The sequence below is a fragment of the Lysobacter sp. HA35 genome (assembly GCF_054061195.1).
This window is the reverse complement of the sequence record NZ_JBSSDY010000001.1, coordinates 1363184-1378610: the sequence shown is the minus strand read 5'-3', so window position 1 is coordinate 1378610 and position 15427 is coordinate 1363184. Positions and strand designations below refer to the sequence as shown.

The window sequence follows — 15427 nt, the reverse complement described above, 5'->3', positions numbered from 1 at the left end:
CGAGGAAACGTAGCGATGACGCTGACCAAGGCCGAGATGGCCGAGCGACTGTTCGACGAGGTCGGCCTCAACAAGCGCGAGGCGAAGGAGTTCGTCGATTCGTTCTTCGACGTGCTGCGCGAGGCGCTGGAAACCGGTCGCCAAGTCAAGCTGTCGGGCTTCGGCAACTTCGACCTGCGCCGCAAGAACCAGCGTCCCGGGCGTAACCCGAAGACGGGCGAGGAGATTCCGATTTCCGCGCGCACGGTGGTGACGTTCCGTCCGGGCCAGAAGCTCAAGGAACGCGTCGAGGCCTACTCCGGAGCGACGGACCATGCTTGATCCGGGAAGTAACCGGGAACTGCCGCCGATCCCGGCCAAGCGCTATTTCACGATCGGCGAAGTCAGTGAGCTGTGCGACGTCAAGCCGCACGTGCTGCGCTACTGGGAAACGGAATTTCCCACGCTCAATCCGGTCAAGCGCCGCGGCAATCGCCGCTACTACCAGCGCCACGAAGTGCTGATGGTGCGACAGATCCGCGGCTTGTTGTACGAGCAGGGCTACACGATCGGCGGCGCGCGCCTGCGTCTGGAAGGCGACAACCAGAAGCAGGAATCGGCGCTGAGCTCGCAGATCATCCGCCAAGTGCGGATGGAACTCGAAGAAGTGCTGCAGCTGCTCAAGCGCTGAGTACGGCCGCTCGTTTCGACGTGGCATCGCCCGTCGTCGGAAGCGGATCCAATCGCGCCGCGCTATACTGCGCGCCCGCTTCGGCGGGAAGCTTTCCGGGGTATAGCGCAGCCTGGTAGCGCACCAGTCTGGGGGACTGGTGGTCGTCGGTTCGAATCCGGCTACCCCGACCAATTCGATGCATCGCGACGCCCGGCCACGTGCCGGGCGTCGTCGTTTCCGGCGCGTGCCGTCCGTCATGACCACCTTCGGGCCGCGTCGCGTCCGTCGACAGGTCGCAGACTTGCTGGAACTTCCGTCGCGATGGCCGAGTCACAGCCGGCGACTTCAATCCAGGGATCCGGAAACCGTCATGCGCATCGCAATGTCATCGTTACTCCTCGTCGCGGCGTCGTTCGCGTTCGACGCATTCGCCCAACAGCCTGCGCCGGTCGCTGCCGACGGACGCCTTCTCGACACGGCGGTCGTACACGCGCCGGGCCCCGGCATGTGGAAGGTGCGCCGCGGCGACAACACGCTGTGGATCCTCGGCACCGTGTCGGCGCTGCCGGCGCGGATGGTGTGGAACTCGGTGCCGATGCGGAGGATCGTCGCGTCGGCCGACGAGGTGATCGCCGAGCCGAGCGTGATGGTGGACGCCGACATCGGCTTCTTCGGCAAGCTCGCATTGCTGCCATCGCTGGTCGGCGTGCGTTCGCTGCCGGACGACAAGACGTTGCACGACGTGGTGCCGGCTGCCCAATACGCGCGGTGGACGTTGCTGAAGCAGCAACACCTCGGCCGCGACGATTCGATCGAGCGCTGGCGTCCGATCTTTGCTGCCGACGAGCTTTACGACAAAGCGATCCAGAAGCAGGGGCTGACGGGTCGCGACGTCGTGCGTACAGCAGTCGCCGATGCGGTAAAGGCGCGCGGCCTGAAGCCGGTAGCGCCCGTCGCGAAAGTGAAGCTCGAGAATCCAAAGAAGGTGCTGAAGGAGTTCAAGGCCGCGGACTTTGCTGACGTCGAGTGCTTCACGAAAACGCTCGATCGCGTCGAGCGCGACCTGCCGGCGTTGTCGGCCCGCGCGGATGCATGGGCGCGTGGCGACGTGCCGGCATTGGGCACGCTGCCGAACCCGGACTTGGGCGACGTCTGCGAACGCGCGATGCTCGGCGGCCAGTTCGCCGCGAAGTACGGCATGGACAACCTCGAAGCGCAGGCGCGCGCGAAATGGATCGCCGAAGCGGAGGCGAGCCTGGCGCGTAACCGGACGACGTTCGCGACGTTGCCGATCAACGATGTCATGCAACCGGGCGGGCTCGTGGCTGCGCTCGCGGCGAAGGGCTACGTCGTCGAAGCCCCGGACGCGCCGGCTTTGGTCGAAACAACGCCCGCCGCGTCCCGCTGAATCAGACCGCCGCCGCGCGCGGCGGCGAACGCAGCGCAGGCCAGCGACGCAGCACCGCGTCGCGGATGCCGGCGACGTCCAAGCCCGCCTCGGCGAGCAACTGCTCGCGGCTTGCGTGGTGCTGGAACTCGTCAGGCAACCCGACGTGCACGACCGGCATCGCGATGCCTTCCGCGCCCAGCAACTCCGCAACGCCCGAACCCGCGCCACCTGCGACAACGTTGTCCTCGAGCGTCACGAAGCCGTCGTGCGTGCGCGCGAGCTCGAGGATGAGGTCGCGGTCGAGCGGCTTCACGAAGCGCATGTTCGCGACCGTCAAGCCGAGTTCCGCACCGACCACTTCCGCGGCAGGAACGATCGCGCCGAATGCGAGCAGCGCGATGTTCGATCCACGACGACGCACTTCACCGCGACCGATCGGCAACGTATCCAGCGTCGGCTCGATCGCGACGCCCGGGCCGGTGCCGCGCGGATAACGCACCGCGGCGGGGCCGTCGTAGTAATGGCCGGTCGACAGCATCTTGCGGCACTCGTTCTCGTCCGCCGGCGCCATGACGACCATGTTCGGCACGCAGCGCAGGAACGAGAGGTCGAGATTGCCCGCGTGCGTCGCGCCGTCGGGGCCGACCACGCCGCCGCGATCGATCGCGAACAGCACGTCGAGGTTCTGGATCGCGACGTCGTGCACGAGCTGGTCGTAGCCGCGCTGCAGGAACGTCGAGTAGATCGCGACGACGGGTTTCGCACCTTCGCAGGCCATGCCGGCGGCGAGCGTCACCGCGTGCTGCTCGGCGATGGCGACGTCGAAATAGCGTTCGGGATATTCCTTGCTGAAACGCACGAGACCCGAGCCTTCGCGCATCGCCGGCGTGATGCCCATGACGCGCGGATCGGCAGCGGCGATATCGCACAGCCACTCGCCGAACACGTCGGTGTAGGTCGGCTTCTTCGCGCCGGTCTTGGCGACCAGGCCCTTCGCGGGATCGAACGGCGACACGGCGTGGTAGCCGATCTGGTCACCTTCGGCGAGTTCGTAGCCTTTGCCCTTGGTCGTGATGATGTGCAGCAGCTGCGGGCCCTTGAGGCCCTTCAGCGTCTTCATCGTCGCGACCAGCGCGTCCATGTCGTGGCCGTCGATCGGGCCGGTGTAATGGAAGCCGAGTTCCTCGAACAACGTGGACGGCACGAACATGCCTTTCCAATGTTCTTCCCAGCGACGCACGAAGCGCGCTGGGCCCTTGTTCTTGTCGCCGAGCAGCTTCTTGCCGCCTTCGCGGATCGCGTTGAGCGCGCGGCTGCCGCTGAGGCGGCCGAGCATCTTGGTCAGCGCGCCGACGTTCTCGCTGATCGACATCTGGTTGTCGTTGAGGATCACCAGAAGGTTGGGCTCGGGCTCCATGCCGCCGGCGTGCATCAGCGCTTCGAACGCCATGCCGGCGGTCATCGCGCCATCGCCGATCACTGCGACCACCTTGCGGTCGTCACCCATGCGCTGCAGTGCGATCGCCATACCGAGCGCGGCCGAGATCGACGTAGACGAATGACCGACGCCGAACGTGTCGTATTCGGATTCCTCGCGCTTCGGGAACGGCGCGACGCCGTCCTTCTGCTTGACCGTCGCGATGGTGTCGCGGCGTCCGGTCAGGATCTTGTGCGGATAGGTCTGATGGCCGACGTCCCACACCAGGCGATCGGTCGGCGTGTCGAACAGCCAGTGCAGCGCGACGGTCAGTTCGATGACGCCAAGGCCCGCGCCGAAATGGCCGCCCACCAGTGCGACCTGCTCGATGAGGTACGCGCGCAACTCGTCCGCGATGTCCTGCAGCTCGGCCTCGTCGAACTGCCGGAGGTCGGCCGGCGTCGCGATGCGGGAAAGGCGCGGGTAGCGCTGCGGATCGATCATGGAAGCGGCCGGAAAAGCGAACTGCGCATTGTCCCGCCGCAGGCGGTCCAGCGGCAAGGCATCGCGCCTGCCGCTGGTGTGCGTGCCGTCAGATCAGCGACCGCGCAGGCGTCCGAACAGGCCGCCGCGTGCGCCGGCATCGGGCTCGGGTTCCGGCTCGCGGAACGGCTCGGCGAAGCCGGTGGCGAGCGAGGCGTTCACGAAGTCGGCGACATCCGACTCCGGCACGCTGCTGGCGTCGGCCACTTCTTTGATCGTCGCCGGGCCTTTCATCATCGCGGTGGCGATGCGGAAGTGCTTCGGGAACTCGCGCTCGGTCTGCGGCCACTTGGTCAGGCTGAAGCGGTCGGCCGGGTCGTAGCCCGGCGCGATGCGGCCTTCGCCGGCCAGCAACGCGCCGTACCAGATGAGGCGCGCGATCGGCTGCGGCGCGCCGAGCGCGGTGGTCTGCGCGTTCCAGATGTCCGGCGACACGGTTTCGAAGTCGGCGAGCGTGGCGTTGCGCGTGAAGAGCGGTGTGACCGGCTTGAGCGCGGACGGGCCGAAGTACTGGCGCTGGTCGGTGTCGAGCAGGACGGCGGTGCTGCCGTCCCCGAAACGCACGCGGCCGCGCAAGCGACCGGAGGCCAGCCATTCGGCCAGCGACTGCGGCTCGGCGCTGCGGGTCGCGACGGGCGGGGCGGGAGCGGGTGTCGGTGCAGGCGTCGGAACAGCGACAGGCGCAGGCGCGACCGGCTCAATGCTCGGCGCGGGCGGAACGACCTTCGCGACGGCCACGCTCGGCGGCTCATGCGCGGGCGCTGCAGGTTCGGTGATCGCGACCGGATTCGCGGGCAGTTCCGTCGCGGCGGCCGGCGCGGGTCGCTCTTCGGGCAGCTGGTCGAACGGCTGCGGCGACGGCGTCATGCCGGACGGCTTGACCGCGATGCGCTCGGGTTCGGCGGGTGCGGGCGTCGGCGCGGGCGGGGCGGCAGGCGTCGGCGCGGCAGCGGGCGCAACGGCAATCGCGTCCACACCGTTCGCGACGCGGATGTCGCGCAGCAGCTCCGTCAGCGATTCCGCATCGACCGGACGCGGGAGGCGATACGGCGCCTGCGTGCGCGGCGAGGCGGTGAGCCCGACCACCTGCTTGCCGGCGTTGTGCAGCCGCAGCCAGCTCATCGGGCCGTACATGCTGTCCATGTCGACGACGACGTAGTCGGCGTGCGTGTCCGGCACCAGCTGCCAGCCGCCGCCGGAGGCCGGCAGCGCCTGTTCGAAGGCGCGGCGCAGCTCGCTCTCGGTGGAAGCGTCCATGCCGGTAAAGCCGAGTGTCAATGCCGCCATACGTCTCTGCCTAGTATTTGGGTCGAGTGTTGCGAATGGGTCCGGCGCCGTCAACGCGCACGACGTGCATGCGTCGACATGCGACGCACCGCGTCGTCGAATCGTGAACGGGGACGCAGTCCTCAGACTGCGATGCGTCGCTCGCGGCGCGGCAACTGCGCCTTCAGGAATTCCATCTGGTCCGCGAGGATGTGCCGGTTCGAGAGGATCAGGTGTTCGATCCAGCTCGGCCGGTAGGGTACGGCAAGCAGCGGCATCGACGCCTGCTGCGGCGTCCGGTTGCGCTTGCGCGAGTTGCAGGGAAAGCAGGCGGCGACGACGTTCTCCCACGTATCGCGCCCGCCCTTGGACAGCGGCATGACGTGATCGCGCGTGAGTTTGCTGCGCGGGAACGGGTCGCCGCAGTAGAGGCAGAGGTGCGCGTCACGCGCGAACAGCGCCGGGTTGGTGAGCGCGGGCGTCGGGTTCAGCGCGTGCGCACGTGCGCGGCCGCGCGTCGCGACGATGGGATGCAGTTCGATGATGCTGCGCTCGCCGGTGTCGCGCGCATGGCCGCCACGTACGCGCAGGCAGGGTTCGCCCAGCGTCCAGGCCACGGCGCCGCGTGCGTAGAGACAGGTCGCCTCGTGCCAGTGCAGCCAGTCGAGGACGTGGCCATGCGCGTCGAGGGAGAGCAAACGGACGCCGTCCAGCGGGAATCCGCCGGGAGGCGGGGACAGCGGTTCCGCAGACCAGATCGGATCGTGGTCGACGAGTCGCAACCTAGCAGGATGGTGCGCCATGGCCCGAGCTTATAACGAGCCGGTGACGAAAGGGCGTCACCGGCTCGTGTTGCATCGACGCGGCCGCTGGCCGGTTCAGCGTCCGGCGTCGAAAGCGTCCGCGTCGAGAGCCATCAGCGACGCCGCACCGCTCTCGATCGCCGCCGCATGGGTGAGCGTGCGCGGCAGGATGCGGTCGAAATAGAACCGTGCGGCCGCGCGCTTGCCGTCGGCGAACGCGGGCGTGACGGATGCACCGTCGAGCGACGCGACGCTGCGCGCCCACCAGTAGGCGAGCACGACGTAGCCCGAGAACATCAGGTAGTCGTACGACGCCGCGCCGAGCTCGTCCGCGTTCTCGCCGCTGCGCTGGGCGATGGCGACGCTGAGTGCCTGCCACTGCGTCGCGAGGTCGGTGAGCGCCGTGCAGTAGCCGCCGATCGCGGCGTCGTCGGCATGCTCGGTCGCGAAAGAACGGATGCGGCCGAGCATGGCCTTCAGGCCGGCACCCTTGAGCTGCATCACCTTGCGACCGAGCAGGTCGAGCGCCTGGATGCCCGTCGTGCCTTCGTAGAGCGTGGTGATGCGCGCATCGCGCGCGAGCTGCTCCATGCCGTGTTCGTGGATGTAGCCGTGTCCGCCGAAGCATTGCAGCGCATCGTAGGTCACCTCGATGCTCCATTCGGTCAGGCAGGCTTTGACGATCGGCGTCAAGAAACCGACCAGCGCATCGGCTTCCGCGCGCTCTTCGTCCGACGTGCCATGCAGCGCTATGTCGAACTGCAATGCGGCGTCGTACGACATCGCGCGGCCGCCTTCGACCAGCGCCTTGCACGTGAGCAGCATGCGGCGCACGTCGGGGTGGACGATGATCGGATCGGCCGGCTTGTCCGGGAACTTCGCGCCGGTCGCGGCGCGCATCTGCAGGCGTTCCTTCGAGTAGATCAACGCGTTCTGGTACGCGCGATCCGAAAGGCCCAGCCCCTGCAGGCCGACGGCAAGGCGCGCGGTGTTCATCATCACGAACATCGCCATCAAGCCCTTGTGCGGTTCGCCGACGAGGTAGCCCTCCGCGCCGTCGAAATTCATCACGCACGTCGCCGAGCCGTGGATGCCCATCTTGTGTTCGAGGCTTCCGCAGCGAAGCGTGTTGCGTTCGCCGATCGAGCCATCCTTCGCAACACGGAACTTCGGCACGACGAACAGCGAGATGCCGCGGCTTCCTGCAGGCGCATCGGGCAATTTCGCAAGCACGAGATGGACGATGTTGTCCGTCATGTCGTGCTCGCCGGCGGTGATGAAGATCTTGGTGCCGGAGATCGAATACGTGCCGTCGCCGCGCGGCTCAGCGCGCGTGCGCAGCAGGCCGAGATCGCTGCCGCAATGCGGTTCGGTCAGACACATCGTGCCGGTCCAGCGGCCTTCGACCAGCGGCTTGAGGAACACTTCGCGCTGCCATTCGGTGCCATAGACCGACAACGCTTCGACTGCGCCGTTCGACAGCAGCGGAAAGTTGCCCCACGCGAGGTTCGCGGCGTCGACCATTTCCTTGATCGGGAAGCCGACGAGGTGCGGCAGGCCCTGGCCGCCGTGCTCGGTCGCGGTGACAAGGCCGGTCCAGCCGCCTTCGACGTATTGCGCATACGCCTCCTTGAAGCCGGGTGGCGTGCGGACGTCGCCGGTCGAAGTGTCGAGCGTGCAGCCGACTTCATCGCCGACGCGGTTGAGCGGCGCGAGCACCTGCGTGGCGAAGCGCGCGCCTTCCTCGAGCACGGCGTCGAGCACGTCTCGCGTTGCGTCGGAATGGCCCAGTCGCGCGAACTCGCGTTCGGCCTGCAGCAGGTCGAAGAGCACGAAGCGCATGTCGGTCAGTGGAGCGTCGTAACGGCTCATGGCGGCGACCTCAGCGCAGCACGCCGGGCAGGCCCGGCGCGGGGTTGAGCGTGCTGCGATGCTTCACGTCGAAGGTCTGCTGCGACTTCTTGTCGGGCGTCGCGGCGATCTTGCCTTCGAGCCCGTAGTCGACGCTGCGACCCGCGGCCAATGCATCGGCAATGGCGAGCTTCGCACCGGTTGCGGGTTGCAGGCGCACGTCGATCACGTCAGCGGATTCCGGGCCGATGTCGAGCGCAGGCGATGCGACGAGATCGCCGGCGGCCTGTTCGGACGCGGTCAGCGTGAGCCGCACCGTGTCGAAGCGCATCGGGATCGAGCTGTAGTTCTGCAGCCGCAGCTGGACGTCCCAGCCGCCGTCGGCGCGCACGGTCAGTTGCTGGATCTGCGCGGTCGGCTCGGACACGCGGCGCACGGGGCCGCTGGCGCAGGCGGCGAGCATCGCGAGCGCGGCGGTCGCGAGGGCGAATCGGAAGAGTGAGGCTGGACGCATCGAGCGGCTCCGTTCGGAATCGTGTCGAGCATACCGTCCCGCACGGAGAGCGCGTCGACACGCTGTGGAGGTTCGCCACGCGACGGCCGCCATACTCGGCTCGTCATCGATGGAGCAGCCGATGCAGCGATCCAACATCCGCCGCATTCCGCCCGCGGTATGGGCCTTGGGCTGGGTCAGTCTGTTCATGGACTTCGGCTCCGAGATGGTCCATTCGCTGCTGCCCCTGCTGCTCGCCGGGCCGCTAGGCGCGAGCGCGCTGGCGATCGGGCTGATCGAAGGCAGCGCGGAAGGGCTCGTGCTGGTGACCAAGCTGTTCTCCGGCTATGCGAGCGACGCGATCGGGCGCCGCAAGCCGGTGGTGGTGCTGGGCTACGGGCTAGCCGCGCTGACCAAGCCGTTGTTTCCGATGGCGACGTCGGTGTCGATGGTCGTCGGCGCGCGGTTGCTCGACCGCTTCGGCAAGGGCATCCGCGGCGCACCGCGCGACGCGCTGATGAGCGACATCGTCCCGCCCGACCTGCGCGGCGCGAGCTTCGGCCTGCGTCAGTCGATGGACACCGTGGGAGCGGTAATCGGCCCGCTCGCGGCGATCGCGCTGATGCTCGCGTTCCACGACGACATCCGGCATGTGCTGTGGTTCGCCGTGGTGCCGAGCCTGGTATCGGTCGCGATCCTCGTGCGCTTCGTGCGCGAGCCCGAACGCGTCGGCGATCGTGCGCCGCGCGCAAGTCTTCCGATCACGCGCGAAGGTCTGCGTGCGCCCGGCAGCGGTTACTGGCGCGTGGTCGCGATCGGCGCATTGCTGTCATTGGCGCGCTTCAGCGAGGCCTTCCTGATCCTGCGCGCCGACCAGCTCGGCCTCGCGAAGGCGTATGCACCGCTGGTGCTGGTGGTGATGAGCCTGGTGTACACGCTGAGCTCGTACCCGGCTGGTGTGTTGAGTGACCGGCTTGGGCGACGCGGTGTGTTGGTCGCAGGATTGGCGGTGCTCGTCGTGGCCGACGTCGTGCTGGCATCCGCGCACGGTCCGATCGTCGCGCTTGCGGGTGCGGCGCTATGGGGACTGCACATGGGCCTGACGCAGGGCGTCCTCGGAGCATTCGTCGCCGACCACGCGCCGAAGGATTTCCGCGGCACGGCGTTCGGTGTTTTCAGTCTTGCGTCGGGCATCGCGCTGGTCATCGCGAGCGCACTGGCCGGCGCGCTGTGGGATTGGCACGGTGCATCGACGACGTTTGTTGCTGGCGCGGTGTTTGCGGCGCTGTGCGGGCTCGCATCGTTCGCGCTGCCGAAGCCGGTAGCGGTGGCCTAGTCGAGCAGGCCCTTGCGCAGCGCGTAACGCACCAGCTCCGCGGTGTTGCGCACGCCGACCTTGTCGAGCACCCGGGCGCGATGGTTTTCGGCGGTCTTCGCGCTGATGTCGAGCTTGCGTGCGACTTCCTTCGTCGTGTGGCCTTCGGCGATCAGGTGGAAGACTTCGCGCTCGCGTGCGGTGAGCCGGCCGTAGGGATCGTCGAGCGTGCGTTCGGGGTGCTGCAGCTGTTGCGCCAGCGTGCGCGCCGCCTGTGGGCCGAAGTGGCCGCGTCCGGCGTGCAGGTTACGCACGGCGGCCAGCAACTCCGACGACGCGCTGTCCTTGACGAGGTAACCCGACGCGCCGGCGCGCACGGCCTGCAGCACGTACTCGTCTTCCTGGTGCATGGTCAGCACCAGCACGCGCGTCTGCGGCAGTGACTCGCGCAGGCGTCGCACGACCTCGATACCGCCGAGGCCGGGCATCGACAGGTCGGCGATCACGATGTCGGGCCGCACCGCGTTTGCCTTCTCGAGTGTTTCGATGCCGTCCGCGGCCTGCGCGACGACCTGTACGTCCCCATCGGCCTGCAGCAGGCCGACGAGGCTTTCGCGCACCAGGGTGTGGTCGTCGGCAATGAGGATGCGGATGGGCATGCGCGAACCGTGCGGTTCGAGCGGCCATGGCGTCAAGCCGGGGCCGCCCTGACGGCGTCAGTACGCGTCGAGCGGCACCACCGCGCGCAGCCGCGTGCCGTTCCCGGGCGCGGAATGGATCTCGAGCGTGCCCTGGAACAGGCGCAGACGTTCGCGCATGCCGGATACGCCGCTTCCGCCCGCGCGTTCGCCGGTATCGAAGCCGATGCCGTCGTCGAGCACCTGCAACTGCAGGCGACCCTCGCGCTCCACCAGCCGCAGCAGCACGCTGCGCGCCTGCGCATGCTTCGCGATGTTGTTCAGTGCTTCCTGCGCGATGCGGAACATCAGCGTTTCGCGTTCGCCATCCAGCGGCGGAAGCGGCTCCACGTCGACGGTGACCGCGATGCCCGCGGTTTCGCCGACGCTGCGGCCGAGCCAGCGCAGGGCGGGTTCGAGACCGAGATCGTCAAGGATCGTCGGGCGCAGCAGGCGCGAGAGTTCGCGCGTGTCTTCGAGCGTGTCGGCGCAGAGTGCGACGGCCGCATCGAGCGCGGCGCGCATCGGCGCGTCGTCGTCGAGCCCATCACGCAATTGCGCGATCCGATGCTTGAGCGCAGTGAGGTTCTGGCCGACGCCGTCGTGCAGATCGCGTGCGAGGCGACGGCGTTCGTCTTCCTGCACGCGTAGCACCGACCGGCCAAGGCGACGGAACTCGCGTTCGTTCGCCTCCAGGCGGTCGAGCAGTTGCATGTAGCGGTCGGCGGTGGAGTCGGTCATGGCGCGGTGGCTTTGGTTGCGGCAGATGCGACGCGCGGCATTGCGGCCTCGAAATGCGTGCGCGCCTCGCGTGCCGCGGTTTCGGCGTCGGCGGCGGCCGACGTGTCGCCCAGCGTGCGTTCGGCCGCCGCCGCCTGATCGTGGATGGAAGCGACGAGGCGGCTCGATGTATCACGCAGCGACGGCGCGGCGTCGCGATACAGGCGCAGAGCGCCCGCTGCGTCATTGCGTGCGAGCGCGGCGCGCATCGCGAGGTCGGTCCAGTCGAGACGAAGGCCCGCATTGCCGAGCGCGGCGGTGGGCGCGTCGAACGGCGTCGGATCGCGCTTCGCGATGCGCGCCTGCAGCAGGTCGAGGTCGAGCTGCAACGCACGCACGCCCGACGCCATCGCGAGTGGTTGCGCGATCTTCAACGCGGCAAGCGCCGCACGTGGGTCGCCGCGTGTGTCGGCAAGCTGCGCGTCGAGGCGGCCGGCGATCGCACGTTGTTCCGTCGATGCTTGCGCGAGATCAGTGCGCAATCCCGCCAGCACGCGAGATGCGCCGTCGAGGTCACTGCCTTCGATGCGCGCTTCCGCATCGAGCAGGCGCGCGTCGACGCTTCCGCGCAGGTCGTCGCGTTCCTTGAACAGTGCAAGCGCTTCGGCCGCGTTACGAATTGCGCCCGACGTGTCGCCGCGCGCGATCGCGAGTTCCGCGAGGTTGCGATAGGCGACGGCGGCTTCCTCCGCCATCTGGCGACGACGCGCTTGCGTGAGAGCATCGGTCTGCGCCTGCTGCGCATCGGCCCATCGTCCGCGGGCGGCGAGCAGCAGCCCGAGGTTCTGTCGCGTGCGGATCACGCCGGTTTCGTCGCCGAGCTGGCGGTACGCGTCGGCCGCACGCTGCCAGTAGGTCTGCGCATCGTCGTATGCGCCGAGCTGGTACTGGGCGAAGCCGATGTCGTTGAGCGCCTGCGCCACACCATGCGGGTCGCCGGCACGCTCGAAGCCCTGCAGCGCAAGACGGAACGCATCGAGCGATGCGGCATAATGACCGCGTTCCTCTTCGAGCAACCCACGTTCGTTGTCGACCGCCGCAAGGCCCGCGCGATCGTTCAGTTCGATGTTGATGCGACGCGCCTCGTCCAGCGCGGCGGCCGCAGCATCGAACGCCCCGCGCTGACTAAGCAGGTTGGCGAGGTTGCGTTGGCTGGTCGCGACGCCGCGTCGATTGCCGACCGCACGGCGCAGTTCGACCGCGCGGCGGTACTGCTCTTCGGCGTCGACTGTCTGACCGAGCCGTCCGTAGCCGACGCCGAGCGCATTCACCGTTTCCGCGACGCCGTACGCGTTGCGGCCGCGTTTGAACAGAACGAGCGCGCGGACCAGGTAGTCGTCCACCGCCGGGAGTGAGTCGCCCTTGAGGATGGAGAACTTGCCGAGTTCGAACCATGCGCGCGCATCCTGTGCATCGCGTTCGGTCAGCTTCTGCAGCGTGCCGATGGCGGCGTCGAATTCGCCTGCGGCGCCGGACGCGCGCGCGAACTGCAGTTGCGCGAAGGTGTCGGACGGCGACCGCGTCGACAGCGCGCTCCACGTCTTCGCCGCGACGGACGGGTCGCCTTCCAGCATCGCGCGCATCGCTGCGAGCTGATCACGCGACGACGTCGCAGAATTCGGCGCGGCGCGTTGCGCGCGGTCGATTGCGGATAGCGCAAGGTCGTCCTCGCCGATCGCCTGCGCGACCTGCGCCAGAATGACGAATATAATCGGGTCATCGCGATCGAGCGCGGTCGCCTGTTGAAGCGCCGCCAGCGCGGCGTCGTAGTGACCGGCGCGACGCGCGATTTCCGCCGAGCCTTCGAGCGCGAGCACGTTCGGCGCAGGCACGTGGAAAGCGGGAGTCGCATTGACGCCGAGCGCGCTTGTGGCCTGCGCGGTGCGCAACCACGCGGCGAGCGCGGCAGCGGGCGTTGCTGCGCGCGGACCAGCGAGTCGCGCACCGCCACTGCCATCCTGCTCAACGACTACATGCCAGCTGTTCGCCGCGGATGCGAGTTCGAGACGCACCACGCGGCTCGCCGCACCGGCGCGACGCATTGCATCAAGCGTTGGCCGGCCCGTTGCGTCGAGCTGCCCCAGTGCCTGCAACATGCGATCGGTGTCGACGCGCGCCATGCCGGGTGCATCGGCCAATGCGGCGCGCAACTGCATGTCGAGCCCGACACGTTCGGCTTCCGCGACGCCGTCGCCTTCCAGCGGCATGAGCAGCACGCGTTCGAGCGGGCGCGATGGCGCAGGCGCGATGGCATTCACGGGAGCGCGATGCGTCCACCAGAACGCGCCGCCGCCGATGGCTAGCGCAGCGATAACAGCAGCTGCGAGCAAACGACGACCACGAACAGGATCGCGCGGTACTTCGCGACGGTCGATCGCCTGCACGACCGCAGCCGCGTCCGGCAGCCGATGCGCGGGCTGCGGACGCAGAAGCCTTTCGACGAGCCGCGCGATCCATGTCGGCACGTCGGGTCGCGTCGCGGTGACGAGCGCAGGCGTGCGCACCATCCGCTGCGCCAGCGCTTCCGCCGCGGTCGCCGATGCGAACGCACGCTCGCCGGTCAGCATCTCGTGGAGGATCAGGCCGAGCGCGTACAGATCGCTGCGCGGCCCGATCGGATCGCCGCGCGCCTGTTCGGGCGACAGGTAATCCGGCGTGCCGACGATGCTCGACGTCGCACTGCGCGTGCTCGTCGCGATCGAGCGCGCCACGCCGAAATCGGTGATCGATGCGTTTCCATCGGCAGCAACCAGCACGTTCGCGGGCTTGAGGTCGCGATGCACCACGTCGCGCATATGCGCGGCCTGCAAGCCCAGTGCAACGTCGCGCGCGATGCGCAGCGCGGTGTCGACGGGAAGCGCGCCGCGATCGAGGACGCGATCGAGCGGCTCGCCGTCGATCAGGTCCATGCTGATCAGCCAACGCGTATCGCCGTTGGCGAACTCGTGTCGCGCGATGTCGTGGATGCGCACCACGTGCGGGCTCGACACCTGGCGTGCGAGCAGCAACTCCTGCCGGAAGCGTTCGAACGCATCGGCCCGCTGCGCGATTTCCGGTCGCAGCAACTTGATCGCCACGGGAACACCTAACGCTTCGTCCCGCGCGCGATAGACGACGCCCATGCCGCCGACACCGACCAGCCCCTCGATGCGAAAACGCCCGGCGAGCAGGGTGCCGGGCGCCAGATCCATCTGCGCGTAGATGCCGGTGGACGTGTGGTCGGTCATCGCGTCGGCGAATGGCCTGCGAGCAGGTTCGCCCAGTCGCCGGGCGCGGGCGGTTCTACGCCGCCCTGTGCCTCACCTCGCGCGGCCAGCCACAGCGCGCAACGCTCGGCGAAGGCCTGCAGAAGCTCGACGTCGAGCGTGGTCAGCGCGGGGCCGGCTTCGCGGCGGTCGGCATACACGGCACCGAGCGCGCGATCGCCATCGAGCAGGGGCAGGGCGATCAACGTACGCAGCCCGCCGCGCACGACCGACTCGCGGCTGGACAGCCAGGCATCGTGGCCGATGTCGTTGAACACCACCGGTGCGCGCGACCGCAGTGCCTGCGCCACCGCGCCGAGGCTGCCGGTGAATTCGGGGCCGGTGGCGAGCGATGCATCCAGCGCGATCGATGCCGCGATGCGATAACGCCCGCCGCCCGCGGTCAGCGCGAAGCCACGCGTGCACTGCGCCAGTTCCAGCACCGCGCGCAGGCTGTGCTCCAGCAGGGTGGATGTCGGCGCGGCGCCGTCCTGCGGCTGCGCCATGGCTTCGATGCGTGCGGTAAGGCGCGTGGCCTCGTTGCGGCGTTCCGCCCAGCGTCGCACCTGTTCCTCGGCGGCATTGGTGTCGAGGATCGCGAACTCGCAGTGCACGTCGCCAAAGCGCAGCCAGCATGCGCGCGCGAGCGAGGTATCGGTGACGCGCCCACCGTCGACGTAGCTGCCGTTCTTGCTGCCGACGTCGGTCAGGTGCCATGTGCCGTCGACCTCGGGTGCGAGCTCGGCGTGGCGACGCGATACCGAGGCATGCGGCAACAACAGGTCGGCGTCGAGCGCGCGACCAATGCGGAGACGGTCGCCCGGTGCGACGATTCGTGCGATTGCGGCGCCTTCCGGAACGTAGGCGATGAGACGGGCCTGCATCAGCGCATCTTAGGGCCAGTTCCCCGTGCGAAACGGCCGTGCACGTCAACGTACGCCGACGTGCGGGGCCCGGACGCGCGAAGCCCCCGACGGGCGGGGGCTTCGGATGCG

At 68.5% G+C, this 15427-nt stretch carries 13 protein-coding genes and 1 tRNA gene; 5 read left to right on the top strand and 9 right to left on the bottom strand.

Features of this window, described 5'->3' with window-relative positions:
* Window positions 1-15: 15 nt before the first annotated feature.
* From ACVWZN_RS06705 to ACVWZN_RS06690, 4 genes are all read left to right on the top strand, one after another.
* On the top strand, window positions 16-321 hold the full coding sequence (locus ACVWZN_RS06705) for an integration host factor subunit alpha (protein WP_027083467.1): 306 nt from the start codon (window positions 16-18) through the stop codon (window positions 319-321).
* On the top strand, window positions 314-670 hold the full coding sequence (locus ACVWZN_RS06700) for a MerR family transcriptional regulator (RefSeq protein ID WP_027083468.1): 357 nt from the start codon (window positions 314-316) through the stop codon (window positions 668-670). The genes ACVWZN_RS06705 and ACVWZN_RS06700 overlap by 8 nt, the downstream gene beginning before the upstream one ends.
* 96 nt (window positions 671-766) lie before the next feature.
* Window positions 767-843 (top strand) — tRNA-Pro (locus ACVWZN_RS06695).
* 191 nt (window positions 844-1034) lie between these two features.
* On the top strand, window positions 1035-2060 hold the full coding sequence (locus ACVWZN_RS06690) for a TraB/GumN family protein (protein ID WP_456953136.1): 1026 nt from the start codon (window positions 1035-1037) through the stop codon (window positions 2058-2060).
* Between the two features lies 1 nt (window position 2061).
* Here the strand turns inward: ACVWZN_RS06690 and dxs are convergent, their stop codons facing one another.
* From dxs to ACVWZN_RS06665, 5 genes are all read right to left on the bottom strand, one after another.
* Window positions 2062-3963 carry a 1-deoxy-D-xylulose-5-phosphate synthase gene (dxs, locus tag ACVWZN_RS06685; RefSeq protein ID WP_456953135.1) on the bottom strand — a complete coding sequence of 634 codons (1902 nt, stop codon included), beginning with the start codon at window positions 3961-3963 and terminating at the stop codon, window positions 2062-2064.
* A gap of 93 nt (window positions 3964-4056) precedes the next feature.
* Window positions 4057-5259, bottom strand: coding sequence for a hypothetical protein (locus tag ACVWZN_RS06680; RefSeq protein ID WP_456953134.1), 1203 nt, complete (start codon window positions 5257-5259; stop codon window positions 4057-4059).
* A 152-nt stretch (window positions 5260-5411) separates the two neighbouring features.
* The gene (locus tag ACVWZN_RS06675) at window positions 5412-6071 is read right to left on the bottom strand and encodes an HNH endonuclease (protein ID WP_081672167.1); all 660 of its coding nucleotides are present in this window, start codon (window positions 6069-6071) and stop codon (window positions 5412-5414) included.
* A 75-nt stretch (window positions 6072-6146) separates the two neighbouring features.
* Window positions 6147-7943: an acyl-CoA dehydrogenase C-terminal domain-containing protein gene (locus ACVWZN_RS06670; RefSeq protein ID WP_456953133.1), complete on the bottom strand. Its 1797-nt coding sequence runs from the start codon at window positions 7941-7943 to the stop codon at window positions 6147-6149.
* A gap of 10 nt (window positions 7944-7953) precedes the next feature.
* Window positions 7954-8436, bottom strand: a complete 483-nt coding sequence (locus tag ACVWZN_RS06665) for an NDR1/HIN1-like protein (protein ID WP_456953132.1) — start codon at window positions 8434-8436, stop codon at window positions 7954-7956.
* Between the two features lie 121 nt (window positions 8437-8557).
* Here ACVWZN_RS06665 and ACVWZN_RS06660 point away from each other — a divergent pair, with 121 nt between their 5' ends.
* Window positions 8558-9751 carry an MFS transporter gene (locus ACVWZN_RS06660; protein WP_456953131.1) on the top strand — a complete coding sequence of 398 codons (1194 nt, stop codon included), beginning with the start codon at window positions 8558-8560 and terminating at the stop codon, window positions 9749-9751.
* On the opposite strand, the gene ACVWZN_RS06655 is transcribed toward ACVWZN_RS06660, so the two are convergent.
* From ACVWZN_RS06655 to ACVWZN_RS06640, 4 genes are read right to left on the bottom strand one after another with little or no spacing between them, the layout of a single operon-like run.
* On the bottom strand, window positions 9748-10389 hold the full coding sequence (locus ACVWZN_RS06655) for a response regulator transcription factor (protein WP_027083474.1): 642 nt from the start codon (window positions 10387-10389) through the stop codon (window positions 9748-9750). The two genes, ACVWZN_RS06660 and ACVWZN_RS06655, sit on opposite strands and share 4 nt — an antisense overlap.
* A gap of 57 nt (window positions 10390-10446) precedes the next feature.
* On the bottom strand, window positions 10447-11148 hold the full coding sequence (locus tag ACVWZN_RS06650) for a sensor histidine kinase (RefSeq protein WP_456953130.1): 702 nt from the start codon (window positions 11146-11148) through the stop codon (window positions 10447-10449).
* Window positions 11145-14414, bottom strand: a complete 3270-nt coding sequence (locus tag ACVWZN_RS06645; protein ID WP_456953129.1) for a protein kinase domain-containing protein — start codon at window positions 14412-14414, stop codon at window positions 11145-11147. The genes ACVWZN_RS06650 and ACVWZN_RS06645 overlap by 4 nt, the downstream gene beginning before the upstream one ends.
* Window positions 14411-15316, bottom strand: a complete 906-nt coding sequence (locus ACVWZN_RS06640) for an FHA domain-containing protein (RefSeq protein WP_456953128.1) — start codon at window positions 15314-15316, stop codon at window positions 14411-14413. The genes ACVWZN_RS06645 and ACVWZN_RS06640 overlap by 4 nt, the downstream gene beginning before the upstream one ends.
* Window positions 15317-15427: the final 111 nt, after the last annotated feature.

Bases quoted from the DNA above. Each gene is read 5' to 3' on its own strand.
- ACVWZN_RS06690 (WP_456953136.1), top strand. From the start codon at position 1,035: ATGTCATCGTTACTCCTCGTCGCGGCGTCGTTCGCGTTCGACGCATTC.
- ACVWZN_RS06675 (WP_081672167.1), bottom strand. From the start codon at position 6,071: ATGGCGCACCATCCTGCTAGGTTGCGACTCGTCGACCACGATCCGATC.
- ACVWZN_RS06705 (WP_027083467.1), top strand. From the start codon at position 16: ATGACGCTGACCAAGGCCGAGATGGCCGAGCGACTGTTCGACGAGGTC.
- ACVWZN_RS06645 (WP_456953129.1), bottom strand. From the start codon at position 14,414: ATGACCGACCACACGTCCACCGGCATCTACGCGCAGATGGATCTGGCG.
- ACVWZN_RS06650 (WP_456953130.1), bottom strand. From the start codon at position 11,148: ATGACCGACTCCACCGCCGACCGCTACATGCAACTGCTCGACCGCCTG.
- ACVWZN_RS06670 (WP_456953133.1), bottom strand. From the start codon at position 7,943: ATGAGCCGTTACGACGCTCCACTGACCGACATGCGCTTCGTGCTCTTC.
- ACVWZN_RS06640 (WP_456953128.1), bottom strand. From the start codon at position 15,316: ATGCAGGCCCGTCTCATCGCCTACGTTCCGGAAGGCGCCGCAATCGCA.
- ACVWZN_RS06665 (WP_456953132.1), bottom strand. From the start codon at position 8,436: ATGCGTCCAGCCTCACTCTTCCGATTCGCCCTCGCGACCGCCGCGCTC.
- ACVWZN_RS06700 (WP_027083468.1), top strand. From the start codon at position 314: ATGCTTGATCCGGGAAGTAACCGGGAACTGCCGCCGATCCCGGCCAAG.
- ACVWZN_RS06660 (WP_456953131.1), top strand. From the start codon at position 8,558: ATGCAGCGATCCAACATCCGCCGCATTCCGCCCGCGGTATGGGCCTTG.
- ACVWZN_RS06655 (WP_027083474.1), bottom strand. From the start codon at position 10,389: ATGCCCATCCGCATCCTCATTGCCGACGACCACACCCTGGTGCGCGAA.
- dxs (WP_456953135.1), bottom strand. From the start codon at position 3,963: ATGATCGATCCGCAGCGCTACCCGCGCCTTTCCCGCATCGCGACGCCG.
- ACVWZN_RS06680 (WP_456953134.1), bottom strand. From the start codon at position 5,259: ATGGACGCTTCCACCGAGAGCGAGCTGCGCCGCGCCTTCGAACAGGCG.